At 68.3% G+C, this 22,342-nt stretch carries 21 protein-coding genes; 9 read left to right on the top strand and 12 right to left on the bottom strand.

What is annotated here, in order from left to right; all coding sequences use genetic code 11:
• Positions 1-11: 11 nt before the first annotated feature.
• Both rfbB and H8R02_RS09910 read right to left on the bottom strand, forming a co-directional pair.
• Positions 12-1,073, bottom strand: a complete 1,062-nt coding sequence (rfbB, locus tag H8R02_RS09905) for a dTDP-glucose 4,6-dehydratase (protein ID WP_187081239.1) — start codon at positions 1,071-1,073, stop codon at positions 12-14.
• A 70-nt stretch (positions 1,074-1,143) separates the two neighbouring features.
• Entirely contained in the window at positions 1,144-3,129 is a 1,986-nt protein-coding gene (locus tag H8R02_RS09910; RefSeq protein WP_187081240.1) for an SDR family oxidoreductase, read from the bottom strand.
• Between the two features lie 191 nt (positions 3,130-3,320).
• On the opposite strand from H8R02_RS09910, the gene H8R02_RS09915 reads away from it, so the two are divergent.
• The 5 genes from H8R02_RS09915 to H8R02_RS09935 all read left to right on the top strand — a co-directional run bounded on the left by H8R02_RS09915 (position 3,321) and on the right by H8R02_RS09935 (position 7,150).
• Positions 3,321-3,812, top strand: coding sequence for a phasin family protein (locus H8R02_RS09915; protein ID WP_187081241.1), 492 nt, complete (start codon positions 3,321-3,323; stop codon positions 3,810-3,812).
• Positions 3,813-3,915: 103 nt separating this feature from the next.
• Positions 3,916-5,079 carry a patatin-like phospholipase family protein gene (locus H8R02_RS09920; RefSeq protein WP_187081242.1) on the top strand — a complete coding sequence of 388 codons (1,164 nt, stop codon included), beginning with the start codon at positions 3,916-3,918 and terminating at the stop codon, positions 5,077-5,079.
• Between the two features lie 90 nt (positions 5,080-5,169).
• The gene (locus H8R02_RS09925) at positions 5,170-5,829 is read left to right on the top strand and encodes a TetR/AcrR family transcriptional regulator (protein ID WP_187081243.1); all 660 of its coding nucleotides are present in this window, start codon (positions 5,170-5,172) and stop codon (positions 5,827-5,829) included.
• 16 nt (positions 5,830-5,845) lie between these two features.
• On the top strand, positions 5,846-6,619 hold the full coding sequence (locus H8R02_RS09930) for a tetratricopeptide repeat protein (protein WP_187081244.1): 774 nt from the start codon (positions 5,846-5,848) through the stop codon (positions 6,617-6,619).
• A gap of 60 nt (positions 6,620-6,679) precedes the next feature.
• Positions 6,680-7,150, top strand: a complete 471-nt coding sequence (locus H8R02_RS09935) for a hemerythrin domain-containing protein (RefSeq protein ID WP_187081245.1) — start codon at positions 6,680-6,682, stop codon at positions 7,148-7,150.
• On the opposite strand, the gene H8R02_RS09940 is transcribed toward H8R02_RS09935, so the two are convergent.
• Positions 7,147-8,673 (bottom strand): wax ester/triacylglycerol synthase family O-acyltransferase, encoded by a 1,527-nt coding sequence (locus tag H8R02_RS09940; protein WP_187081246.1) that lies wholly within the window; start codon positions 8,671-8,673, stop codon positions 7,147-7,149. The genes H8R02_RS09935 and H8R02_RS09940 overlap by 4 nt on opposite strands.
• A gap of 157 nt (positions 8,674-8,830) precedes the next feature.
• On the opposite strand from H8R02_RS09940, the gene H8R02_RS09945 reads away from it, so the two are divergent.
• On the top strand, positions 8,831-9,085 hold the full coding sequence (locus tag H8R02_RS09945; protein ID WP_187081247.1) for an acyl-CoA-binding protein: 255 nt from the start codon (positions 8,831-8,833) through the stop codon (positions 9,083-9,085).
• 3 nt (positions 9,086-9,088) lie between these two features.
• Here the strand turns inward: H8R02_RS09945 and H8R02_RS09950 are convergent, their stop codons facing one another.
• The 7 genes from H8R02_RS09950 to H8R02_RS09980 form a co-directional block, all read right to left on the bottom strand.
• The gene (locus H8R02_RS09950) at positions 9,089-10,057 is read right to left on the bottom strand and encodes a Bug family tripartite tricarboxylate transporter substrate binding protein (RefSeq protein WP_187081248.1); all 969 of its coding nucleotides are present in this window, start codon (positions 10,055-10,057) and stop codon (positions 9,089-9,091) included.
• A gap of 29 nt (positions 10,058-10,086) precedes the next feature.
• A complete protein-coding gene (locus tag H8R02_RS09955) occupies positions 10,087-10,998 on the bottom strand; it encodes a hydroxymethylglutaryl-CoA lyase (RefSeq protein ID WP_187081249.1) in 912 nt (303 codons plus the stop codon).
• The gene (locus H8R02_RS09960) at positions 10,995-12,215 is read right to left on the bottom strand and encodes a CaiB/BaiF CoA transferase family protein (RefSeq protein ID WP_187081250.1); all 1,221 of its coding nucleotides are present in this window, start codon (positions 12,213-12,215) and stop codon (positions 10,995-10,997) included. Before H8R02_RS09960 ends, H8R02_RS09955 begins: the two co-directional genes overlap by 4 nt.
• A 33-nt stretch (positions 12,216-12,248) precedes the next feature.
• Entirely contained in the window at positions 12,249-13,187 is a 939-nt protein-coding gene (locus tag H8R02_RS09965) for a LysR family transcriptional regulator (protein WP_187081251.1), read from the bottom strand.
• Complete coding sequence (locus tag H8R02_RS09970; protein WP_187081252.1) at positions 13,187-13,585, bottom strand: polyhydroxyalkanoic acid system family protein; 399 nt, start codon at positions 13,583-13,585, stop codon at positions 13,187-13,189. Before H8R02_RS09970 ends, H8R02_RS09965 begins: the two co-directional genes overlap by 1 nt.
• 81 nt (positions 13,586-13,666) lie before the next feature.
• Positions 13,667-14,671: an aminopeptidase gene (locus tag H8R02_RS09975; RefSeq protein ID WP_187081587.1), complete on the bottom strand. Its 1,005-nt coding sequence runs from the start codon at positions 14,669-14,671 to the stop codon at positions 13,667-13,669.
• Positions 14,672-14,754: 83 nt separating this feature from the next.
• Entirely contained in the window at positions 14,755-16,830 is a 2,076-nt protein-coding gene (locus H8R02_RS09980; RefSeq protein ID WP_187081253.1) for a molybdopterin-containing oxidoreductase family protein, read from the bottom strand.
• Between the two features lie 58 nt (positions 16,831-16,888).
• On the opposite strand from H8R02_RS09980, the gene H8R02_RS09985 reads away from it, so the two are divergent.
• On the top strand, positions 16,889-18,016 hold the full coding sequence (locus tag H8R02_RS09985) for an ABC transporter substrate-binding protein (protein WP_187081254.1): 1,128 nt from the start codon (positions 16,889-16,891) through the stop codon (positions 18,014-18,016).
• Position 18,017: 1 nt separating this feature from the next.
• Here H8R02_RS09985 and argE read toward each other — a convergent pair whose 3' ends face one another.
• Positions 18,018-19,184: an acetylornithine deacetylase gene (argE, locus tag H8R02_RS09990; protein ID WP_187081255.1), complete on the bottom strand. Its 1,167-nt coding sequence runs from the start codon at positions 19,182-19,184 to the stop codon at positions 18,018-18,020.
• Between the two features lie 87 nt (positions 19,185-19,271).
• Between argE and H8R02_RS09995 the strand changes: the two genes are divergently transcribed.
• Together H8R02_RS09995 and H8R02_RS10000 are read left to right on the top strand one after the other, a co-directional pair.
• Entirely contained in the window at positions 19,272-20,465 is a 1,194-nt protein-coding gene (locus H8R02_RS09995) for a M20 aminoacylase family protein (RefSeq protein ID WP_187081256.1), read from the top strand.
• Positions 20,465-21,565: a M14 family metallopeptidase gene (locus H8R02_RS10000; RefSeq protein ID WP_187081257.1), complete on the top strand. Its 1,101-nt coding sequence runs from the start codon at positions 20,465-20,467 to the stop codon at positions 21,563-21,565. The genes H8R02_RS09995 and H8R02_RS10000 overlap by 1 nt, the downstream gene beginning before the upstream one ends.
• Here H8R02_RS10000 and H8R02_RS10005 read toward each other — a convergent pair whose 3' ends face one another.
• A complete protein-coding gene (locus H8R02_RS10005; RefSeq protein WP_187081258.1) occupies positions 21,566-22,339 on the bottom strand; it encodes a type III pantothenate kinase in 774 nt (257 codons plus the stop codon).
• Positions 22,340-22,342: the final 3 nt, after the last annotated feature.

A 22,342-nucleotide genomic window follows, 5' to 3' on the forward strand; every position in this document is an offset into this window, starting at 1 on the left:
GGGCGTGGGGATCAGGCTGCGGCGTATTGCGTCTGGATCCACTCGCGGTAGGCGCCCGACTGCACGCGCGCCACCCACTCGGGGTGGTCCAGGTACCACTGCACCGTCTTGCGGATGCCCGTCTCGAAGGTCTCCGCCGGCCGCCAGCCGAGCTCGGACTCGATCTTCGATGCGTCGATCGCGTACCGCCGGTCGTGGCCGGGGCGGTCCGTCACGAAAGTCACCTGCCCCGAATAGGACTTGCCGTCCTTGCGCGGGCGCAGCTCGTCCAGCAGCGCGCAGATGGTGCGCACGATCTCGAGGTTCGGCTTCTCGTTGTGGCCGCCGACGTTGTAGACCTCGCCGGGGCGGCCCGCCTCGAGCACGCGGCGGATCGCGCTGCAGTGGTCCTTGACGTACAGCCAGTCGCGCACCTGCTGGCCGTCGCCGTAGACCGGCAGGTTCTTGCCCGCCAGCGCGTTGACGATCATCAGCGGGATGAGCTTCTCGGGAAAGTGATACGGGCCGTAATTGTTCGAGCAATTCGTCGTGAGCACCGGCAGGCCGTACGTGTGGTGGTACGCGCGCACGAGGTGGTCGCTCGCGGCCTTGCTCGCGGAATAAGGGCTGTTCGGCTCGTAGCGGTGCTGCTCCGTGAAGGCGGGCGCCTGGGACGCGAGCGAGCCGTACACCTCATCGGTCGAGACGTGCAGGAAACGGAAGGCCGGCTTCGCCAGCTCCGGCAGATCCTTCCAGTAGTGCCGCACCGCCTCCAGCAGCCGGAAGGTGCCGACCATGTTGGTCTGCACGAACGCCTCCGGGCCGAGGATGGACCGGTCGACGTGCGATTCGGCGGCGAAATTCACCACTGCGCGCGGCTTGTGCTGCCCGAGCAATTGCACCACCAGGTCCGTGTCGCCGATGTCGCCCTGCACGAACACGTGCCGGGCGTCGCCCTCGAGGGATGCCAGGTTTTCCCGGTTGCCGGCATAGGTCAGCTTGTCGAGGTTGACAAGGGGTTCACCGCCGGCTTCGAGCCAATCCAGGACGAAGTTGGAGCCGATGAAGCCGGCGCCCCCTGTCACGAGAATCATTCGATAGCCTCCTGCCGCCCCGCCAGCCAGGGCGCATCCGGGGGAGATTATCTCATCCGGCTCGCCGGCCTCAGAAGTGGATGCCACGCATCATCTGCTGCAGGGCGATCGCCTCCGGCGACAGAGTGGGCTTGGCCGACTTGTCACCCTTGGCAGCCGAGGAGTCCGGGAACATCCGGAAGCTCGTGTTCATCACGATCTGCGCCACGCGCGGCACCAGCGCGTGCAGCAGCTGGCCGGTGATGCCCAGGCGGGTGGCGATGCGCACGGGCTTGGTGATGCAGGCGTCGGCGATCATGTCCGCGGCCTCCTCGGGGGCCAGCGTCGGCACGTTGTTGTAGATCTTGGTGGGCGCGATCATCGGCGTGCGCACCAGCGGCATGTTGATGGTGGTGAAGGTGATGCCCTGGTCCTGGAACTCGCTGGAGGCGCAGCGCGTCCACGCATCCAGCGCCGCCTTCGACGCCACGTACGCCGAGAAGCGCGGCGCGTTGGTCAGCACGCCGATGGAGCTGATGTTCACCACATGGCCCTTGCGCTTGGCGACCATGCCGGGCAGCAGGCCCATCGTGACGCGCAGGCAGCCGAAGTAGTTGAGCTGCATGGTCCGCTCGTAGTCGTGGAAACGGTCGTAGCTGGACTCGATGGCGCGGCGGATCGAGCGGCCGGCGTTGTTGATCAGGAAGTCCACGCCGCCGTGGTTCTCCACCAGCAGCTGCACGAAGCGGTCGCAATCGGCCATGTCGGCGATGTCCGCCGGGTACGCGATGAACTCGTAGCCCTTGGCCTTGGCTTCCTTGCAGGCCTCGTCCAGCTTGTCCTGGTCGCGGCCGCAGATGATGGTGATGGCACCAGCCTCGGCGAACTTGTGCGCCGCGGCCAGCCCGATGCCCGAGGAGCCGCCCGTGACCAGCACCACCTTGCCACCCACCGTGCCCTTGAGCGAACGGTCGATGTGCAGGTCCGGGTCGAGGTGGCGTTCCCAGTAGTCCCACAGGCGCCAAGCGTAGTCGTTGAGGTTGGGGCACTCGATCCCCGTGCCCTTGAGCATCGCCTGCGCCTCGCGGCTGTCGAAGCGCGTGGGGTAGTTGACGAAGGCGAGAATGTCCTCGGGCAAGCCGAGGTCCTTCATCACGGCGTTGCGGATGCGGCGCACCGGCGCGATCGCCATCAGGCTCTTCTTCACGCCGCGCGGGATGAACCCGAGCAGCGCCGCATTGATGAACAGGTTCATGCGGGGCGCATGCGCGGCCCGCGTGAAGATGTCCAGCACGTCGCCCACGCGGTAACCCACCGGGTCCACGAGGTGGTAGCACTTCTTCTCGATGCCCGTCTTGTGGCTGATGTGGTCCAGCGCGTTGACGACATAGTCCACCGGCACGATGTTCACGCGCCCGCCTTCGAGCCCCACCGCCGGCATCCATGGCGGCAGGATCTGCCGCATGCGCTGGATGACCTTGAAGAAGTAGTAGGGCCCGTCGATCTTGTCCATCTCGCCGGTGCGGCTGTCGCCCACCACCATCGCGGGGCGGTAGATCGTCCAGGCGCCCTTGAACTCCTTGCGCACGATGCCTTCGCTCTCGTGCTTGGTGGCGAAGTACGGGTGATCGTAGTTCTCGGCCTCGTCGAACATGTCCTCGCGGAAAACGCCTTCGTACAGGCCCGCGGCGGCAATGGAGGAGACGTGATGGAAATGCTCCGCGTCGATGGCACGCGCGAATTCCACGGTGCTGCGCGTGCCCTCGATGTTCACGGCCACCTGGCTCTCCTCGTCGGCACCGAGGTCGTAGACGGCGGCCAGGTGGTAGAAGTGGGTGACCGTGCCCTTGAGTTTCTTGATGTCGTCGGAGGACACGCCCAGCTTCTTCGCCGTGAGGTCGCCGTACACCGGGATCGCCTTGTTCGCCGCGGCGCCCCAGTATTCGCGCAGTTCCGCCACCTTGCCTTCGCTCTCCTTGCGCAGGAGGAAGTGGACCACGGCGCCCTTGCGCTCCAGGAGCTTCTTGACGAGCCGCTTGCCGATGAAGCCGGTCGCGCCGGTGACGAAATAGTGCATGGGGAGCCTCCGGGATTGGTTGTTGGTTCGAGGTTTTCGGGCCATTTTGGCCAAAGCGAAGCCGCGATGATTCCGCACAAACCCGCGCGAGGCTGGAGCGCGGCGCCTACCGTATTAGGATCGGCCACCTAAACGACGGGCGCGCTTGCGCGTAGATTCCGCCGCATCAACCTTTGCGAGGAGTAGCGACCATGGTCAAGAAGATCCAGAAGTCCGGCGGCGGCGCCGAAGAGAAGAAGTCCGGCGCCCAGCTTTCGGGCACCGTGAAGGACAGCGCCCAGCAGATCTGGCTGGCGGGCCTGGGCGCCTTCGCCAAGGCGCAGGAGGAAGGCAGCAAGGTGTTCGACGCGCTGGTCAAGGAAGGCATGTCCATCCAGCGCAAGACGCAGGCGGCCGCCGAGGAGAAGATTTCCGAGGCCACCAACCGCATGGCCTCCATGGCCACCGACCTGTCGTCCAAGGCGTCGGGCCAGTGGAACAAGATGGAAGGCATCTTCGAGGAGCGCGTCTCGCGCGCCCTCAACAAGCTGGGCGTGCCCTCGGCGAAGGACATCGACGCGCTGATCGCGCGCATCGATGAACTCAATCGCAACGTGGCGCGCCTGTCGGCCAAGCAGGCGGCGGCGTCCCACGAGGCGCCGGCGAAGCCTTCGCGCAAGCGCGCGGCGCGCAAGGCGTCGTGACCGTTCGACGCATCGGCACAAGGGCGCTGAGGCGCCCTTTTTGCTGCCCGCCTTGCTGCAACGCAACAAGATCGGCACCACCCCGCACCTACACTGCGCCCTGATGAGGACGAGCCCCACCCCTCCCCCCAAGATCGCCCTCGCGCTGGCCGGCGGCGGCCCGCTGGGCGCCATCTACGAGATCGGCGCGCTGTGCGCGCTCGACGAGGCGCTGCAAGGCATCGACTTCACGCGGCTGCACCACTACGTCGGCGTCTCGGCGGGAGGTTTCATCGCCGCTGGCCTGGCCAACGGCATGAGCCCGCGCCAGCTGTGCGCGGCTTTCATCGAGAACGATGCGAGCGCGTCCGAAGTGTTCGACCCTGCCTGGCTGATGGTGCCCGCTTACGGCGAATTCGCCCGGCGCGCGATCATGCTGCCCGGGCTGGCGCTTTCCGCCGCCTGGCGCGCGACGTTCGGCCGCCGTTCCCTCACCCACTCGCTGGAGCAGCTCGGCCCGATCCTGCCCACCGGCATCTTCTCGAACGACGAGGTCGACCGGCGCCTCGCCCGCGTTTTCTCGCGCGAGGGCCGCACGAACGACTTCCGCGAGCTGAAGGCCAAGCTGACACTGGTCGCCACGAACCTCGACACCGGCGAGGCCGCGCCCTTCGGCCGCCCCGGGTTCGACCACGTGCCGATCTCGAAGGCGGTGCAGGCCAGCTCCGCCCTGCCGGGCCTCTTTCCGCCCGTGGAGATCGAGGAGCACTACTACGTGGACGGCGCGCTGAAGAAGACCATGCACGCCTCGGTGGCCCTCGAGGACGGCGTGGACCTGATGCTGTGCCTGAATCCGCTCGTGCCCTTCCGCGCCGCGCGGATCGTGGACGGCGGCCTGCCCGCGGTGCTCAGCCAGACCTTCCGCTCCATGATCCATTCCCGCATGGCGCTGGGGATGAAGCACTACGAGCGCGCGTACCCCGGCACGGACATCGTGCTGGTGGAACCGGACCCGCTCGACACGCAACTGCACCGCGCGAACACCTTCAGCTACGGCCAGCGCCGGCAGATGGCCGAGCACGCTTACCAGCAGACACGCGCGATGCTGCGCGCCCGCCACGCCGAGCTCTCGGCCAAGCTGCGCCGGCACGGCGTGAGCCTGCGCGCCGACGTGCTGCACGACCCGGCGCGGCACCTCGTGGAGCCGCGCACGCCGCCCACGCGGTTCGGCCGCGCCGTCGCCTCGCTGCACGCGGGCCTGGACGAACTTTCCGTCGCCATTGCCTGAAGAAATGTTGACCCCCACGTTTGCCGCTTCGCGGACTGCACTGCCCCCCGAGGGGGCTTCAATCGCCTTCGGGCGGCCGGGCGGCGATTGATGGCCAAGAAAGCCCCACGCCGCACGGCCGAACGCATCCTCGAGGTGACACTCGATTTGTTCAACCGCTTCGGCGAACCCAACGTCTCCACCACGCTGATCTCGGCCGAGCTGAACATCAGCCCCGGCAACCTTTACTACCACTACCCGGCGAAGGACGAGCTGATCAACTCGCTCTTCGACCGCTACGAGCGCTCCCTGTCGGAGCTGCTGAACGCGAGCGATGGCGTGCGCGACGTGGAGGACGCGTGGTTCTTCATGCACACGCTGTTCGAGCTGATCTGGCAATACCGCTTCCTGTACCGGGACCTGAACGACCTCCTGTCGAAGAACCGCCGCCTGGAGACCCACTTCCAGTGGGTGCTGAAGAACAAGACCCGCGCCATCCGCGCGCTGCTCGACGGCATGAGCCGCTCGGGCGCGATGTCGATCGACTCGCGCGAGGTGGAGGCGACGGCCACGAGCATGGTGGTGGTGCTCACCTACTGGTTGAGTTACGAGTACGTGCGGGATCCCCGCCGCGCGCTGGAGCCGGAGAGCGCGCAGCTCGCCCTCATGCGCGGCGCCCACCACGTGCTCAATCTGCTGGTACCCTATCTCCAGCACGACCAGCGCGCGCATTTGCTCAAGCTGGTTTCGGCATACGGCAACGCAGGTTGAGGAGACGACGAACGAGATGGCCAAGTGGTCGGCAGTTCCCCATTCGGGCGCTTTCGCCTATGACCCCGCCTCGCTGCGCAAGGTGTGGGACCGGCTGCACGCGGGCGATGCCGAACCGTGGCCGGCCGACGCAGCCGTGGTGGACGCGTGGGTGCTGTTCCACAACGGTGAGTTCCAGAAGGCCGTGGACGCGGGGTTGCAGGCCGGCGGTCACGGCATCACGGTCGCGAACAAGGCCACGTGCATTTACGCGAACTACCTCGAGAAAAAAGAGAAGGCCAAGCTCGAGCTGCTGATGGAGGCTGCGCAGCGCGCCGAGGCGCAGTCGCGCGAGCAGCCGGAGGCGCCCAACGCCTGGTACTGGCAGGCGTATGCGCTCGGCCGGTATAGCCAGGGCATCAGCGTCGCGAAGGCGCTGGCGCAGGGGCTCGGCACCAAGGTGAAGGAAGCGCTGGAGACCACCATCCGCCTTCAACCGCGCCATGCGGACGCGCACGTGGCGCTCGCCGCCTTCCATGCCGAAGTGATCGACAAGGTCGGTTCACTAATCGGCGGCATGACGTATGGCGCAAAGAAGGACACGGGCCTGAAGCTGTACGAGGAAGCGCTGAAGATCAACCCGCACTCGGTGATCACGCTGATCGAATACGCCAACGGCCTTGTGATGCTCGAAGGCGAGAAGAAGATGAAGGAAGCCACGCGCCTGTACGAGCAGGCCGTGGCCATGAAGCCGCTCGATGCCACCGAGTGGCTGGATTGCGAGCTGGCGAAAGTCGAGCTGGCGAGCTGACGCCGCCTTTCGCCTGCGGACTACAGGGCCGCGGGGCCTGCGCGACCAGAATCGCGCCTCATGGACATCTTCGAAGCCTTGCGCCTTTCGCACGACACGCAGCGTGCAATGGCGATGCAGATCCTCGACACCGCCACGCAGGACCCCAAGCGCGGCGAGCTCTTCACCGAATTCAAGCGCGAGCTCGGCGCGCATGCCGCCGCCGAGGAGCGCTGGTTCTACCTGCCGCTGATCGAGCACGACTCCACCATGGGGCTCGCGCGCCACGGCATGGGCGAGCACCACGAAATGGACGAACTGGTCGCCGAACTGGAGAAGCTCGAGACGGCGTCGACCGAGTGGCTGGAGCACTTCCGCAAGCTGCAGGAGAAGGTGTTCCACCACCTCGACGACGAGGAAGAGGACTTCTTCCCCGTCGCGAAGCAGAAGCTCGAGCAGGGCCAGCAATCGGAGCTGGCGGTGGGCTACGAAGAGGACTTCGCCAAGTTCCGCATCGACAAGGAACCCGTGTCCTCCGCCGAGGACGACTAGGTCTCGCCCCAGGGCAGCATCAGCGTCACGAGCGAGAGCTTCGCGAACTCCGGCTCGAACTCGTCGATGATCTTCTGCGGATCCGGGCACAGCTGCGTGTCGGTGATCACGCCGAACTGCACGCCGCCGCCATAACTGAGGATCGACACGCCCAGCCCGATGTCGCCGGACTGCGGCACCCAGAACATGCTCTGCTCCAGGGTCGAGCCCAGGAACTTGAGCTTCTCGCGCGGGCCGGGCACGTTGGTCATCACTGCCGTGGTCTTGCGGCCGAACAGGTTGAGCATCGCGTCCTGCGCGGGCTTGATCAGCAGGCCGGCGATCGCCAGCATGCCGAAAGCCAGCAACGGCTGCGTGCTGCCCTTGAGCGCGCTCATGCGGCGCCGCACCTCGTACACGCGCTCGATCGGGTTCTCGATGCCGATCGGCAACACCAGCGGCACCAGCCCGAAGCGGTTGCCCAGCTTGTAAGCCTGGTCCAGCGGGCGCAGGTTCACCGGGATCATCGCGCGGATCTCCTGCCCCTTCACGTCGTCGCCCTGCGACTTGAGGTATTCGCCGATGGCGCCGGCCACGCACGAGAGCAGGACGTCGTTGACCGAGCAGTTGAGCGCCTTGCCGACCGCCTTGACTTCATCCAGTGGCAGCGGCGGGCACCAGGCCACGCGCTTGGCGTTTCCGGGCTTGCCCTTCAGTCGCGTCTTGGAATCGTCCGGCATCAACGCGAGCGAGGCCGCGTCGCTCACCACCTGGTAGGCCAGGCGAGCCATGTCGACGGAGCCGCCGAGCGCCTTCTGCGGGTCGTGCAGCAATCCGAGCGACTTCGCGGCGCCTTCGCCGGCCGCATCGAGCGCCTTGACGGTGATCTCCGTCAGCGGCTTGATCAGCGTGTCCGCGATCCAGTCCTCCGCACCCTCCGGCCGCTCGCGCTTGCGGCGCTCCGGCGGCGGCGCGCCGCCGTCCACGAGAGACATCGTCACCGAGATGAGCGCGATGCCGTCCGCGATGCAGTGGTGGATGCGCACGATCATCGCGCTGCCGCCCTCGTAGTCCTCCACGAGGTGGATCTGCCACAGCGGCCTCTTGCGGTCCAGCGGCACCATCGCAAGCTCGCCCACGCGGTCCTGCAGCAGCTCCTGCGCGGAGGCGCCTCGGCGCTTGCCGAGCTTTTCGCGCACGACGTGCTGGGTGACGTCGACGTCGTGTTCGACCCACGTCGCGCCCGCCGCATCTTCCGACACGCGCTGGCGGAAGCGGTGGTACTTGAGGAGGCGCTCCTCCACGCGCTTGCACAGATCCGCGTAGGAGACGCCCGGCTGCAGCGTCCACACGCCCACGATCATCATCAGGTTGGCCGCCGAGTCCATCCGCAGCCACGCCGTGTCCACCTTGGACATGCGCTCGCCCGCGAGCCCCAGCATGCCGGTGGCTGCGCGCGTGGCCTGCCGGCGCACGGTGCGCGCGGCTTTCGTGGCTTGGGCGGCGGCGTTGCCGGCGGCCTGGCGGGCGATGCGGGTGACCATGGGGTGCGCTCCTGATTGTTTTGACGCTGCGCGTCTAATTCGAAGGCGGCCTCTATTCTGGGCAGCCCCGGAACCTTAAGATACCGCGAAGTTACCCGCAGCCTTGCCGCAAAGGTAGACGCGGGCCTCCACCCACAAGAAACCCAGGAGTCCTCACATGGCCGACCTCAACGCCGAATTCGAAGCCGCCGTGGCCAATTCCAAGAAGCTGTCGGAGCGCCCCGACAACACCACGCTGCTGAAGATCTACGGCCTGTACAAGCAGGCCACCGCCGGCGACAACACCGAAAAGAAGCCCGGCTTCGGCGACATGGTCGGCCGCGCCAAGTGGGACGCGTGGAACGGCTTCAAGGGCACTGCTGCCGACGACGCCAAGCAGCAGTACATCGACCTGATCAAGTCGCTGAGCTGACGCTCACTCCGCCGTGATCTTCGCCTTGCGGATCACGGTGCCCCAGTAGTCGAGTTCCTTCTTCGTGAACGCCGCGAACTGCGCGGGCGTCATGGTCTCTACGGCCGTGCCGGAATCATCGGCCTTCTTCTTCACTTCGGGCATCGCGAGGATCTTCGCGATCTCGGCGTTCAGCTGGTTCACGATCTCCGGCGGCGTGCCCGCCGGCGCGTACAGCGCGAACCACGAATCGAGTTCGTAGCCGTTCAGGCCCGACTCCGCGGCCGTCGGTACATTCGGCATCGACGCGAGGCGCTGCTTGCTCGTCACGGCCAGCGCCTTCAGCTTGCCCGCCTGCACCTGGCTGACCACACCCGCGGGCGTCGTGATGAACAGGTCCACCTGCCCGCCCATCAGGTCCTGCACCGCCGGGCCGGACCCCTTGTACGGGATATGCGTGATGAACACGCCGGTGAGCTGCTTGAGCAGTTCGCCCGCGATGTGCTGGATGGAGCCGTTGCCCGACGACGCGTAATTGAGCTTGCCCGGGTTGGCCTTCGCGTAGGCGATCAGCTCCTTGAGGTTGTTCACGGGCAGCGTCGGCCGCGCCGCGATCACCTGCGGCGCGCGCGTGAGCATCGCCACCGGCGCGAAGTCCTTGATCGGGTCCCAGCCGGCCTGCTTGAACAGGTGCGGGTTGCCCACGTGGTAGCCGCTGTACGAGAGCAGCAGCGTGTAGCCGTCCGGCTTGGCACGCGCGACGAACTGGTTGCCGATGTTGCCGGAGGCCCCGGGCTTGTTGTCGACGATCACCGGCTGGCCGAGCGCGCGCGACAGCGGGTCGGCGATCAGGCGCGCGGTGAAGTCGGTGCTCCCGCCGGGGGCCGTCGGCACCACGATCGTGATGGGGCGCGAGGGGTACTTGCCCTGCGCGAAGGCTTGCGGCGTGACGGCAGCCGCTGCGGCCAGCGCGAGGAGGTGTCGGCGTTGCATGGTGGTTTGTCTCCTGGGACTTTTGAAATTCATTGCACGGGGGCGGGATGCAGCTCGGTGATCAGGCCGGCCTTGGCGACCTGGCCCGGCACCCCGTGGCCCACGATGGAAGGCAGCCGCCGCGCGGCGGCAAGCAGCCGGGCGAGGTCGACGCCGGTGTCGTAGCCCATCACCGCGAGCATGTGGACGGCGTCTTCGCTGCAGATGTTGCCGCTCGCGCCAGGCGCGTACGGGCAGCCGCCGAGGCCGCCGAGTGAGCCGTCGAAGCGGTCGATGCCGCCCTGCACGGCGGCCAGCACGTTGGCCAGCCCCATGCCGCGCGTGTTGTGGAAGTGCAGCGTAAGCTGCAGGTGTGCGAAGCGCTGGTTCAGCGCTTCGACCATGCGCGCCACCTGCGCCGGGTGCGCCATGCCGGTGGTGTCGCAGATCGTGAGGCCGCGCACGCCGAGGTCGGCGAAGCGCGCGCACCAGCGCAGCACTTCTTCCTGCGGCACGTCGCCCTCCATCGGGCAGCCGAAGGACGTGGAAAGAGACACGTTGATGGCGACCTGCCCCTCGACGCGGCGGATCACCTCGGCCAGCGACTCGAAGCTCTTTTCGCGCGTCATGCGCAGGTTGGCCAGGTTGTGGGTCTCCGAAGTGGACATCACGAGGTTGAACTCGTCCGGCTTCGATTCGAGCGCCCGCTCGGCGCCGCGCATGTTGGGCACGAGCACGGTGTACTCGACGCCCGGCACGCGGCGGATGCGTCCCATCACCTCTTCCGCGTCGCGCAGCGCGGGGATCGCCTTGGCGGAGGTGAACGACGTCACCTCGATCTTGGCGTAGCCGCATGGCGACAGCTCGTCGATGAGCGCCACCTTGGCATCGGTGGGGATGAACTCCGGCTCGATCTGGAAGCCGTCGCGCGTGACGACCTCGTTGAAGAAGATGCGTTTCATGGTTGCGAGGCGTCCTTGACGATGCCGCGCTGCTTGAGCTCGGCGACTTGGGCGTCGGTCAGGCCGATCTCGCGCAGGACGCTGTCGGTGTCCTGCCCGAGCTTCGGTGCGTTGCGCCGATGGCCGCCCGGCGTGAGCGAGAGCTTGGGCACGATGCCGGGCACGGTGAGCTGGCTGCCGTCGTCCATGGTCACCTGCTGCAGCATGCCGCGCGCGGCGTAGTGCGGGTCGGCGGCGATGTCGGCCACGGTGTAGATCCGGCCGGCCGGCACGGAAGCGGCATCCAGCGCGGCGAGCACCTCGTCGACGCTGCGCGTCTTCGTCCACTCGCCGATCGCGGCATCGATCTCCTCGACGCGCTTGACGCGGCCGGCGTTGTCCGCGAGCGCGGGGTCGGCGGCGAGGTCGTTGCGGCCGATCACGCCCATCAGGCGCTTGAAGATGCTGTCGCCGTTGCCGGCGACCAGCGCATACCCGCCGTCGTTGCACAGGTACGCATTGCTGGGTGCGATGCCCGGCAGCGCGCTGCCCGCCGGGCCGCGCACCGCGCCGAACGCGCTGTACTCCGGCAACAGGCTTTCCATGCAGTTGAACACCGACTCGTAGAGGGCCACGTCGATCACCTGCCCCTGCCCCGTGCGGTGGCGGTGCTGCAGCGCGAGCAGGATGCCGATCACGCCATGCAGCGCGGCCAGCGTGTCGCCGATGCTCACGCCCACGCGCACCGGCACGCGGCCGGGCTCGGCGGTGAGGTGGCGCAGGCCCCCCATCGCTTCACCGACGACGCCGAAACCGGGCCGGTCGCGATACGGCCCCGTCTGCCCATAGCCGCTGATGCGCAGCACGATGAGGCGCGGGTTCAGCGCCTGCAACGCTTCCGGCCCGAGCCCCCAGCCTTCCATCGCGCCGGGGCGGAAGTTCTCGATCAGCACGTCCGCTTCTGCCGCGAGCTTGCGCACGATGTCCTGCGCCTGCTTGTCCTTCAGGTCCAGCGCGAGGGAGCGCTTGTTGCGCGCCTGCACCTGCCACCACACGGACGTGCCGTCCTTGATCAGCCGCCAGTTGCGCAGCGGGTCGCCGGCACCCGGCGGCTCGATCTTGACAACGTCGGCGCCGAAGTCGGCGAGCGTCTTGGCCGCGAACGGCCCGGCGATGAGCTGCCCGAGCTCGACAACCTTGAGGCCGGCCAGCGCGGACGGGGGGAGGGTCGTTTCCATCCCGCGGAGTCTGCGCAAGGCGGCGCGCTGCGTCTATTGCTTCTTGCGGCGGCGAGCGTTCGCAGCTTGCGAAGGCTGCACGAGGAAGTCCACCAGCGCCTGCGCGGCCGGCTCGGGCGAGGCGGCGGTCGCTACGAGGATGCGGCGCCGGGCCCAGGCATCGGCAAGGGGGCGCCAGTCGAGGTTCATCGCGCGCACGATGGGCAGCGCCGCTGCCTTCGGCAGCACCGCAAGGCCGAAGCCGGAAGCGACGAGGTGGCAGACCGCGTCGAAGCTGCGTACCTGCATGCGCAGCCGGAAGGGCCGGTTGGCGGCGAGCGCCGCCTCCTGCTGGCGCTGCAGCATCGCGGCGCCGGTGTTCAGGCTGATCCAGTCCTCGTCCAGCGCATCGGCGAACGCGAGCCGCGACTTGCCGGCGAGGCGATGGCGGCGCGGCAGCACGACCACGAGCTCGTCGTTGCGGAACACCTGCACTTGCAGGCCGCTCACGTCCGGCCCCTCCACGAACACGCCCACGTCCGCGCGTCCGTCGCGCAACGCGGCAGCGGCGGCATCCGACACCTGCTCCTCCAGGTCGATTCGAACTTGCGGTTCTCGTTTGGCGTACTCGGCCAGCAGCGGCGGCAGGAACTGGTTGATCGCCGCCGTGCTGGCGCACAGGCGCACATGACGGGCCACACCCTGGTGCAGGTCCGCCATCTCGGCGCCCATCTGCTCCAGCGTCTGCAGCAGCGCGAGGCCGTGCTTCACGAAGACGCGTCCCGCGGCCGTCACCGTGAGGCCGCGAGCATGCCGCTCGAACAGCGGCCCGCCGAGTGCGTCTTCCAGCTCGTGGATGCGGCGGCTCGCGGCCGCCAGCGCGAGGTGCGATTCGCGCGCCGCCGCCGTGAGACTGCCACTTTGCGCGCAGCTCACGGCCAGCCGCACCGAGAGCAGGTCGAACCGGGCCAGGTTGTAGCCCGTGCGGGCCATCAGGCTTTCTTTCGCGCGGGCGCCTTCTTCGCGGCCTTTTTCGGGGAACCCGGCTCGCGACCGGCTTCGTGGTCCGCCAGCCCCTGCTTGAAAGCGGAGTGCGGATCCTTCTGCGCCAGCAGCAGGTCGAGGTTCTTGACGATCTCCGACTCGATGCGCTCCCTGAACAGCCCGAGCAGCATCCCGAGCTGGGCGTCCAGCACGAACGAGTTCTTCGTCACCTGCAGCTCGCCCTTGCAGCCCGGCCGCGTGAACGTGACGACGTCCGCCGCCTTGCCTTCCTCGTACGTGCACTCCATGTCCAGCTTCTGCTCCGCGGCTTCGGCCCACTGGAACGCGAGCTTGCGCGCGGCGGGCAGGCCCAGCGAATGTTGCCGCTCGATGTGGATGTCAGGCACCGCGGCCTCCCGCCGAGCCGCCTCTAGGGAGGCCAGCCCCCTCGGGGGGCAGCGACGACACGAAGTGCGGAGCGTGGGGGCTCATTGTTTCTCCTTCAGTTTTTTATGACGCTCTTCCTTCGGCACTTGGGAGAGCGCTTTGGCCGCATCATAGAACCGCTTCCAGTCCCCGCCCACGCTCGCGAACAGCGCCTCGAAGCCGGGCACCAGTTCGTCATAGGCGGCCTGCGCGCCGAAGGCCGCGTTGTTCGCCTTGTCGACCCAGTCGTTGTAGCCGCGCCAGCGCGCCGGGTCGCCGCCCCAGCTCGTTCGCAGGGCGACGAACTGCGCGCGGAATTCGTCGAGGATGCGCTTCTTCTCCACGGCCTTCTGCGCCACGGGAAGCTGCTGCTGCTCGTACAGCACCTTGAGCTTCTCGCGCGTGGCCAGGCGCAGCGCATTGAACTGCTTGCGGCGGCCGTCGTAGTCGGCGTACTCGGCGCGCGCCTGGGGCGATGCCTGCGTCGCGAGCCAGCGCGAGCCCCCGAGCCGCTCCACCGCCGTCGCGAACGACTCGTTGAACATCGTGTCGCCGCTCGCGTACACCACCTGGTGCGCCAGCTCGTGGAAGATCAGGCGCGCGAGTTCGCCCTCGGGATAGTTGATGAAGGTGGAGAGCAGCGGGTCGCCACCGGCCCAGTTGGACCAGCCGAGCGTGGAGTACGCCGGCACCGGGTACACGCTCACCTCCCAGCCCTGCGACGCGAGGAAGTCGCCTTCGGCCCGCGCCTTCTTCTCGTCGAAGTAGCCGCGGTAGCCGACGCAGCCCGTCACCGGGAAGCACCATGTCTTGAGCGTCACCGAATATTCCGGCGCGGCCACCACGTTCCACACCACCGCGCTTCGATGCAGGTCCGCGTAACGCCGGTAGCTCGGGTTGTCCGGCAGGTGCAGCTCGCGCGCGGCGTATTCGCGGATGCGGCGCGCGAGTTCGAGCTTGCGCTTGACCGGCTCCGGCGTGGCGCTGTCGTCCAGCCACTCCTGCACCGGCTTGGCGGCATTGAGCACCTTCAGGTGGCCCGTCACCGACTGCCAGTAGTAGCCCATGTTGGCGCAGCCCGTGAGGCACACGGCCGCCACGACCGCCAGCCCTGCCGAAGCGAATGCCGTCAAGACCCAGGCCTTCCGCTTCACGCCGCCTGGACTTGGACGCGGCAGTCGTAGAACACCGGCGCGCGGCCGATGTCCGTCAGCCGCTGGCTCGTCAGCTCGTTGACGTTGGTGCCGCGCGGCCCGAACTTGCGCCACCACACGCCGAGCCCGTTGACCACGCCGGGGCGCGCGCGGTCGGTGACCTGCGCCTTGCAGAAATATTCGCCGCGGTCGTTGAACACGCGCACCACGCTGCCGTCGGCGATGCCCCGCGCCGCCGCGTCCTGCACGTTGATCTCCAGCACCGGCTCGCGCTCGATGTCGCGCAGGCTGGTCACGTTGACGAAGGTGGAGTTGAGGAAGTTGCGCGCCGGCGGCGAGATCATGGCCAGCGGGTACACCTCCGACGTGCCGCCCGGCTCGTAGTTGGGCAGGTGGTCCGGCAGCCCGTCCAGGCCTTCGCGCGCGAGGCGCTCGCTGAAGAACTCGCACTTGCCCGACGCGGTGGGGAAGCCGCCGTTGGCAAATGGCGCATCCGGGATCGCCAGCGGCGAGAAGCCTTCCTGCACGAGCTCGTCGAAATCGACCTTGTCGCCGTAGGCCGTGCGGCACAGCTGCAGGTCGCTGTCCTCGAAGCACGGGTCCTCGAAACCCATGCGCCGCGCCAGTTCGCGGAACACCTGGGTGTTCGGTTTCGCTTCGCCCACGGGCGCGATGGCGGGGCGATTGAGCGTCACGTCGGTGTGGCCGTACGCGAGGTGGATGTCCCAGTGCTCCAGTTGCGTCGTGGCCGGCAGGATGTAGTCCGCGTAATCGGCCGTGTCGGTCTGGAAGTGCTCCAGCACCACGGTGAACAGGTCCTCGCGCGCGAAGCCCGCGACCACCTTGCCCGATTGCGGGGCCACCGCCACCGGGTTGCTGTTGTAGACCACCACCGCTTCCACCTTCGGGCCGAACGCCGTGGAAGACGGCCGCAGCAGGTCGTCGCCGATGGTGCTCATGTTGATCGTGCGCGGCGTGCGCCCCGCCAGCAGGTCGGGACGCTGCAGCGCGGCGCGGTCCACCGGGAACATCCCCGAGCTCGAAAGCAGCACCCCGCCCGCGCGATGGCGCCACGCACCGGTGAGGGCCGGCAGCGAAACGATGGCACGCGCCGCATTGCCGCCGCCGCGCACGCGTTGCATGCCGTAGTTGACGCGGATCGCGGCCGGCTTGATCGTGCCGTAGTCGCGCGCGAGCGAGCGGACCTGCTCCACCGGCACGCCGCACACCTGCGCCGCGCGCTCGGGCGTCCAGCGCAGCGCGCGCTCGCGCATCGCTTCCCAGCCGAGGGTGTGGTCCCGCAGGTACTCGTGGTCCAGCCAGTCGTTCACGATGAGTTCGTGCATCACGGCCAGGGCCAGCGCCGCGTCGGTGCCGGGCAGCAACTGGATGTGCTCGTGGCACTTCTCCGCCGTCTCGGTGCGGCGCGGGTCGATGCAGATGAGCTTCGCGCCGGCGCGCTTGGCCTCCTGCGCCACGCGCCAGAAGTGCAGGTTGCTCGCGATCGAGTTGCTGCCCCAGATGACGACCAGCTTCGACTCGGCGAAGAACTGCACCTTCATGCCGACCTTGCCGCCCAGTGTCTGCACCAGCGCCTCGCCGCCGGCGGCGGAGCAGATCGTGCGGTCCAGCAGCGACGCGCCCAGCTTGTGGAAGAAGCGCGCGGAGATGCTCTCGCCTTGCACGAGCCCCATCGTGCCCGCGTAGCTATACGGAAGGATGGCTTGCGGATCGCGCGCAGCGATTATCTTCAGCCGTGCAGCGATGTCGTCCAGTGCCTCGTCCCAGCTGACCGGCTCGAAACGCCCCGCGCCCTTCGGGCCCGCGCGGCGCAGCGGCCGCAGGATGCGGTCGCGGTGATAGGTGCGCTCGGTGTAGCGGGAAACCTTCGTGCACAGCACGCCACCCGTGGCGCGGTGTTCGGGATTGCCCTGAACCTTGATGGCAACCCCGTCACTTACCGTGGTGAGCAGGGCGCAGGTGTCGGGGCAGTCGTGCGGGCAGGCGCCGCGCACCACGCCCGAGCCTGTCGGCGCGCTGACGTCGGTGGAGATGCCGATGGTGTCTTGCATTTCGTAGGCCTATAGTTCGCGCGCAGGAGACCCGGCCCCCGGGCCGAAGGAGCAACACATGAAGTTCGCCGCAGCAGTCGTTCGAATCGTGATGGTAGCGGCGCTGGCCGCCGCGGGTGTAACCACCCACGCGCAGGACGGCGTGGGCAAGTCGTCCATCACCATCGGGCAGTCGCTCGCGCTCACGGGCCCCGGCTCGGCGCTCGCGACGCAGTTCCACCAGGGCGCGAAGATGTACTTCGACCGCCTCAACGCGGCCGGCGGTGTCAACGGGCGCAAGATCGAGCTGGTGACGATGGACGACCGCGGCAACGCCGAGACCACCGCCGCCAACACGAAGAAGCTCATCGAGCAGGGCGTGTTCGCCCTCTTCGGCTACTACGGCTCCCCGCAGGTCACCGCGGCCTACCCCTCGTTCAAGGACACCGACCTGCTGCTCTTCGCCCCGATGGCGGCGGCCGACGAGTTCCGCGGCGCGGCCTACGGCAACGTGTTCTCGCTGCGGCCCGGCTACGCCGAGGAAGCCGCCGCGATCACGCGCCACGCCGAAACGCTCGGCGCGCGCAAGCTCGGCATCCTGCACGCGCAGGACGGCGAGTCGCTGGCCGCGCTCGACTCCGCCCAGCGCACCATGACCAGCATGGGCGCGAACCTGCTGGTGACCTCCGCGATGGGCGCGGGCTCCGTGGCCAACGCCGTCACGAAGGCAATTGCTGCCAAGCCGGAGTCGCTGCTCGTCGTGGGCGACGCCGCCATCGCCGCCAGCGCCGTGCGCGACTTGCGCGCCAAGGGCTTCCGCGGCCCGATCTACGGCTTCTCCAACGCGGGCGAGAGCCTGCTGGCCGAGGCGCTCGGCCCGGCGGGCGCCGGCGTCGTGGTCGTGCGCGTGGTGCCGAGGAGCGACACGGCCAAGGTCCCGGTGGTGCGCGAGCTGATGGAGGACGCGAAAGCTGCCGGGGCCAAGCCCAACGTGTACATGCTCGAAGGCTACATCGCCGCGCGGGTGTTCGCCGAGGCGCTGCGTCGCCTGCCGCAGGCTCCGACCCGCGCGAAGTTCCGCAAGGCGCTCGAAGGCATGGAGGAGCTCAGCGTGGGCGGCTTCCGCATCAACTTCGCGGACGACCGCGTGGGCTCCAAGCTCGTGCAGCTGAGCCTGATCGACTCACAAGGCAAGGTGAGGGAATGACCTAGGCCAGCTCCCGCGTCGCCGCGAGCTGCTGCATGAAGCGCTCGCAGCGGCCGAGCTGCTCCAGCGTCACGTACTCGTCGGGCTGGTGCGCCTGCACGATGCTGCCGGGCCCGCACACCACCGTGGGGATGCCGGCGTTCTTGAAGAGGCCCGCCTCCGTGCCGAACGCCACGAGCGTCGTGCGAGCCTCGCCCGACAGGCGCTGCGCCAGCCGCGTGACCGCGTCGGCTTCGGAGCCGAGGAAACTCGGGATCTCGCAGATGGTGTCGAACGCGATGCCCGCCTCGGGCGCCACGCGCTTCATCGCGGGTTCCAGCGAGCGCGCATAGGCGACCACCTCCGCCTGCATCGCACGCGCGTCGGCCGTCGGCAGGTCGCGGAATTCGTAGCGGAACTCGGCGTCGCGCGGCACCACGTTGTCCGCGATGCCGCCGTGGAACTGCCCCACGCTCGCGGTGGAGAACGGCACGTCGAAGCCTTCGTAGCGCGGCTCCTCGCGCTCGAAGCGCTCGGCCATGTCCCGCACCCGCCCGACCACGCGCGCCGCCATCTCGATGGCATTCACCGAGGCCGGCGTGAGGGATGAATGCGCCTCCTTGCCGCGCACGCAGCAGCGGTACCGGTACACGCCCTTGTGCGCGATGGCGGGCACCATGTTCGTCGGCTCGCCCACGATGCAGGCCAGGGGCTTGATGCCCGCTTCTCGCATGTCGGCGATCAGCTCCTTCACGCCGAAGCAGCCCACCTCCTCGTCGTAGCTGAACGCGAAGTGCAGCGCGAAAGGCGCGTCGGCATCGAGGAACCGCTGCGCGTTCGCCACCGCGATCGCGATGAAGCTCTTCATGTCCGCCGAGCCGCGCCCGTAGAGCCGCCCGTCGCGTACCGTGGCGGCCAGCGGGTCGTCGGTCCACGCCTGCCCGTCCCAGGGCACCGTGTCCGTGTGGCCGGAGAGGATCAACCCGGCCGGCTTGCCTGCGCCGAGCGTGGCGAACAGGTTGGCCTTGGTCTTTTCCGCGTTGAAGGTCAGGCGGCTTTTCACGCCCAGCCGCGCCAGCTCGTCGCGGATCGTTTCGATGAGGGCGAGGTTGCTGTTGGCGCTGACGGTATTCAGGCGCACGAAGCTGCGCGCCAGCTCGAGCGCGCGGTCGGAAAGCGGGAACTGCATGGCCGGATTCTGGCGGAATCTTCCCGATGGCGCCCGGCGCCCCTGCTCGATAGACTGTGGGGCTCCCGCAGTACCCAGGACCCACCCATGAACCTGCTCGATTCGATCGTGACGCAAGCCGCGTCCATCGCCGCGGTCCGCCGCGACCTCCATGCCCACCCCGAGTTGTGCTTCCAGGAAGTGCGCACCGCCGACGTCGTCGCCGCCAAGCTCACGGAATGGGGCATCCCCATCCACCGGGGCCTGGGCAAGACGGGCGTGGTGGGCATCGTGAAGAACGGCACCAGCTCGCGCGCCGTGGGCCTGCGCGCCGACATGGACGCGCTGCCGATGCAGGAGTTCAACACCTTCGCGCACGCCAGCCAGCACGCCGGCAAGATGCACGCCTGCGGGCACGACGGGCACACGGCCATGCTGCTCGCCGCGGCGCAGCATTTCGCGAAGAACCGCAATTTCGACGGCACGGTGTACCTGATCTTCCAGCCCGCCGAGGAAGGCGGCGGCGGCGCGCACGAGATGATCAAGGACGGCCTGTTCGAGAAGTTCCCGATGGAGGCCGCTTTCGGCATGCACAACTGGCCCGGCATGGCCGTGGGCCAGTTCGCCGTCGCGCCGGGGCCGGTGATGGCGTCCACCGCGGAATTCAAGGTGACCATCCGCGGCCGCGGCTCCCACGCCGCGCTGCCGCACAACGGCATCGACCCGGTGCCGATCGCCTGCCAGATGGTGCAGGCCTTCCAGACCATCATCAGCCGCAACAAGAAGCCGATCGACGCGGCCGTCATCTCCGTGACGATGATCCACGCCGGCGAAGCCACCAACGTGGTGCCGGACAGCTGCGAGCTGCAGGGCACGGTACGCACGTTCACGACCGAAGTGCAGGACATGATCGAGCGCCGCATGAAGCAGGTGGCCGAGCACACCTGCGCGGCCCACGACGCGCAGTGCACGTTCGAGTTCAAGCGCAACTACCCGCCCACGGTCAACTCGGCGGCCGAAGCCGAGTTCGCGCGCTCGGTGATGGCGTCGATCGTCGGCTCGGACAACGTCAAGGTGCAGGAGCCCACGATGGGCGCGGAGGACTTCGCGTTCATGCTGCAGGCCAAGCCCGGCGCGTACTGCTTCATCGGCAACGGCGACGGCACGCATCGCGAGATGGGCCATGGCGGCGGGCCGTGCATGCTGCACAACCCGAGCTACGACTTCAACGACGAGCTGATCCCGCTGGGCGCCACTTACTGGGTGCGCCTGGCCGAAGCCTGGCTCGCGAAGGCCCGCTGATGGCCGAGGCGATCGACAGCCACTTTTCCGCCAGTTACGCCGAAGCCCGCAGCAAGTTCCTCGCCGCCGTGCGCGAGCGCTCCATTCCCGTGGAGTCGCTGGTGCATCCCGAAAAGGGGCGGGACGGCGAGGAGCTCGCAATGGACGTCGCGCGCGAGGGCGACCCCAATGCGCAGCGCGTGCTCATCCTCTCCAGCGGCTGCCACGGCGTGGAAGGCTACTGCGGCAGCGGGGTACAACTTGCGACGCTGCACGACGAGGAACCGCGCCGCCGCGCCCGCGAAGCCGGCGTGGCGCTGCTCTACATCCACGCGCTGAATCCCTACGGCTTCTCGCACGTGCGGCGTGTGACGCACGAGAACGTGGACATCAACCGCAACTTCCACGATTTCTCCAGGCCCTTGCCCCGCAACCCGGCGTACGCGGAGATCCACCCGTGGCTCGTGCCTGCGCAGTGGCCGCCCACGCAGGAGAACGAAGCGGCCTTGATGAAGTTCGTGGCCGAACGCGGCCAGGCCGCCTACCAGGCCGCGGTGAGCGGCGGGCAGCACGAGTTCCCCGACGGTCTTTTCTTCGGCGGGACCGCGCCCACGTGGAGCAACCGCCAGCTGCGCGAAGTGCTGCGCGCGCACGGCCGCCGCGCCGCGCGCATCGCGTGGATCGACATCCACACGGGCCTGGGGCCCAGCGGCGTCGGCGAGCGGATCTACGCCGGCGTGGACGACGCAGCAACTGTCGCTCGTGCGCGCAAGTGGTGGGACGGCGGCGGCCGCACGCCGGTTACTTCGATCTTCGACGGCTCGTCCACGTCCGCCTTCCTCACCGGCCTCATGTGGAACTCGGTCTACGACGAGTGCCCGCAGTCCGAGTACACCGGCATCGCGATGGAATACGGCACGGTGCCCGTGATGCAGACGGTGAACGCGCTGCGCGCCGAGCAATGGCTGCACACGCACCCAGGCGCACCGCCGGAGATAGCGCGGCAGATCAAGCAGCAGATGATGGACGCGTTCTACACCGACACGCACGAGTGGAAAGAAGCGGTGCTCGTGCAGGCGCGCGAGGCGTTGCTGCAGGCGATCGAAGGGCTGGCCGCCTGATCAGGTGGGCCAGCGGTGCTGCGCTATCTCCAGCAGCCCGTCGAGGATCAGGCTCTCCACCAGCTCGAAGCGCTCCGCCAGGTGCGGCGCCATCTTCCAGCCCGCGCCGCCGGTGAGGAAGCACACCGGGTCCTGCCCGCTCCTGCTTCGCATGTGCTGCACCATGCGCTCGATCGCGCCCGCGATGGCGAAGGTGCCGCCGCTCGTGAGCGCATCGCTCGTGTTGGTGGGGAACTCGCGCACGTCACCCGTGGGCACGTGCAGGCCGGCGGTGCCGGACTCCAGCGCGCGCAGCATGATGCCGTGGCCGGGCAGGATGAAGCCGCCCAGGAAGCGGCCCTGCGGATCGACGGCCTCGACGGTGACCGCCGTGCCGATCATCGCCAGCACCATCGGCCGCGGCGGCTCCTTGCGCGCCTGCAGGCGGTGCCATGCGCCGATCATCGCGACCCAGCGGTCCGCGCCGAGCCGCGTGGGGTGGTCGTAGCCGTTGGTGAGGCCCGCCTCCGCGGCGCTGGAGACGACCCAGTGCGCGGGCACGTCCCACAGCTCCTCCATCTGCTCCTCGACGCGGCGCTTCACTGCGTCGGCGGCGACCGAGCAGCCCAGCATGCGCTGCGGCGCGCTGAACGCCTGCCAAGGACCATCGGAGAGCTTGTCGATGTTCTCGAGGAATTCGGCGCCGTGCGCCAGCATGGGCGCATGCGGCCGGCCGGCTTCGTACAGCGCCCACTTAAGGCGCGTGTTGCCGACGTCGATGGCCAGGAAGGTCATGGT

Origin of the sequence: Ramlibacter albus, from assembly GCF_014297445.1 — a bacterium.
In the GTDB taxonomy this organism is placed as follows: Bacteria; Pseudomonadota; Gammaproteobacteria; order Burkholderiales; family Burkholderiaceae_C; genus Ramlibacter; species Ramlibacter albus.

What these genes read in the sequence shown, in the direction of transcription:
- rfbB (WP_187081239.1), bottom strand. Translation starts at nt 1,073, where the DNA reads ATGATTCTCGTGACAGGGGGCGCCGGCTTCATCGGCTCCAACTTCGTC.
- H8R02_RS09910 (WP_187081240.1), bottom strand. Translation starts at nt 3,129, where the DNA reads ATGCACTATTTCGTCACCGGCGCGACCGGCTTCATCGGCAAGCGGCTC.
- H8R02_RS09915 (WP_187081241.1), top strand. Translation starts at nt 3,321, where the DNA reads ATGGTCAAGAAGATCCAGAAGTCCGGCGGCGGCGCCGAAGAGAAGAAG.
- H8R02_RS09920 (WP_187081242.1), top strand. Translation starts at nt 3,916, where the DNA reads ATGAGGACGAGCCCCACCCCTCCCCCCAAGATCGCCCTCGCGCTGGCC.
- H8R02_RS09925 (WP_187081243.1), top strand. Translation starts at nt 5,170, where the DNA reads ATGGCCAAGAAAGCCCCACGCCGCACGGCCGAACGCATCCTCGAGGTG.
- H8R02_RS09930 (WP_187081244.1), top strand. Translation starts at nt 5,846, where the DNA reads ATGGCCAAGTGGTCGGCAGTTCCCCATTCGGGCGCTTTCGCCTATGAC.
- H8R02_RS09935 (WP_187081245.1), top strand. Translation starts at nt 6,680, where the DNA reads ATGGACATCTTCGAAGCCTTGCGCCTTTCGCACGACACGCAGCGTGCA.
- H8R02_RS09940 (WP_187081246.1), bottom strand. Translation starts at nt 8,673, where the DNA reads ATGGTCACCCGCATCGCCCGCCAGGCCGCCGGCAACGCCGCCGCCCAA.
- H8R02_RS09945 (WP_187081247.1), top strand. Translation starts at nt 8,831, where the DNA reads ATGGCCGACCTCAACGCCGAATTCGAAGCCGCCGTGGCCAATTCCAAG.
- H8R02_RS09950 (WP_187081248.1), bottom strand. Translation starts at nt 10,057, where the DNA reads ATGCAACGCCGACACCTCCTCGCGCTGGCCGCAGCGGCTGCCGTCACG.
- H8R02_RS09955 (WP_187081249.1), bottom strand. Translation starts at nt 10,998, where the DNA reads ATGAAACGCATCTTCTTCAACGAGGTCGTCACGCGCGACGGCTTCCAG.
- H8R02_RS09960 (WP_187081250.1), bottom strand. Translation starts at nt 12,215, where the DNA reads ATGGAAACGACCCTCCCCCCGTCCGCGCTGGCCGGCCTCAAGGTTGTC.
- H8R02_RS09965 (WP_187081251.1), bottom strand. Translation starts at nt 13,187, where the DNA reads ATGGCCCGCACGGGCTACAACCTGGCCCGGTTCGACCTGCTCTCGGTG.
- H8R02_RS09975 (WP_187081587.1), bottom strand. Translation starts at nt 14,671, where the DNA reads ATGGGCTACTACTGGCAGTCGGTGACGGGCCACCTGAAGGTGCTCAAT.
- H8R02_RS09980 (WP_187081253.1), bottom strand. Translation starts at nt 16,830, where the DNA reads ATGCAAGACACCATCGGCATCTCCACCGACGTCAGCGCGCCGACAGGC.
- H8R02_RS09985 (WP_187081254.1), top strand. Translation starts at nt 16,889, where the DNA reads ATGAAGTTCGCCGCAGCAGTCGTTCGAATCGTGATGGTAGCGGCGCTG.
- argE (WP_187081255.1), bottom strand. Translation starts at nt 19,184, where the DNA reads ATGCAGTTCCCGCTTTCCGACCGCGCGCTCGAGCTGGCGCGCAGCTTC.
- H8R02_RS09995 (WP_187081256.1), top strand. Translation starts at nt 19,272, where the DNA reads ATGAACCTGCTCGATTCGATCGTGACGCAAGCCGCGTCCATCGCCGCG.
- H8R02_RS10000 (WP_187081257.1), top strand. Translation starts at nt 20,465, where the DNA reads ATGGCCGAGGCGATCGACAGCCACTTTTCCGCCAGTTACGCCGAAGCC.
- H8R02_RS10005 (WP_187081258.1), bottom strand. Translation starts at nt 22,339, where the DNA reads ATGACCTTCCTGGCCATCGACGTCGGCAACACGCGCCTTAAGTGGGCG.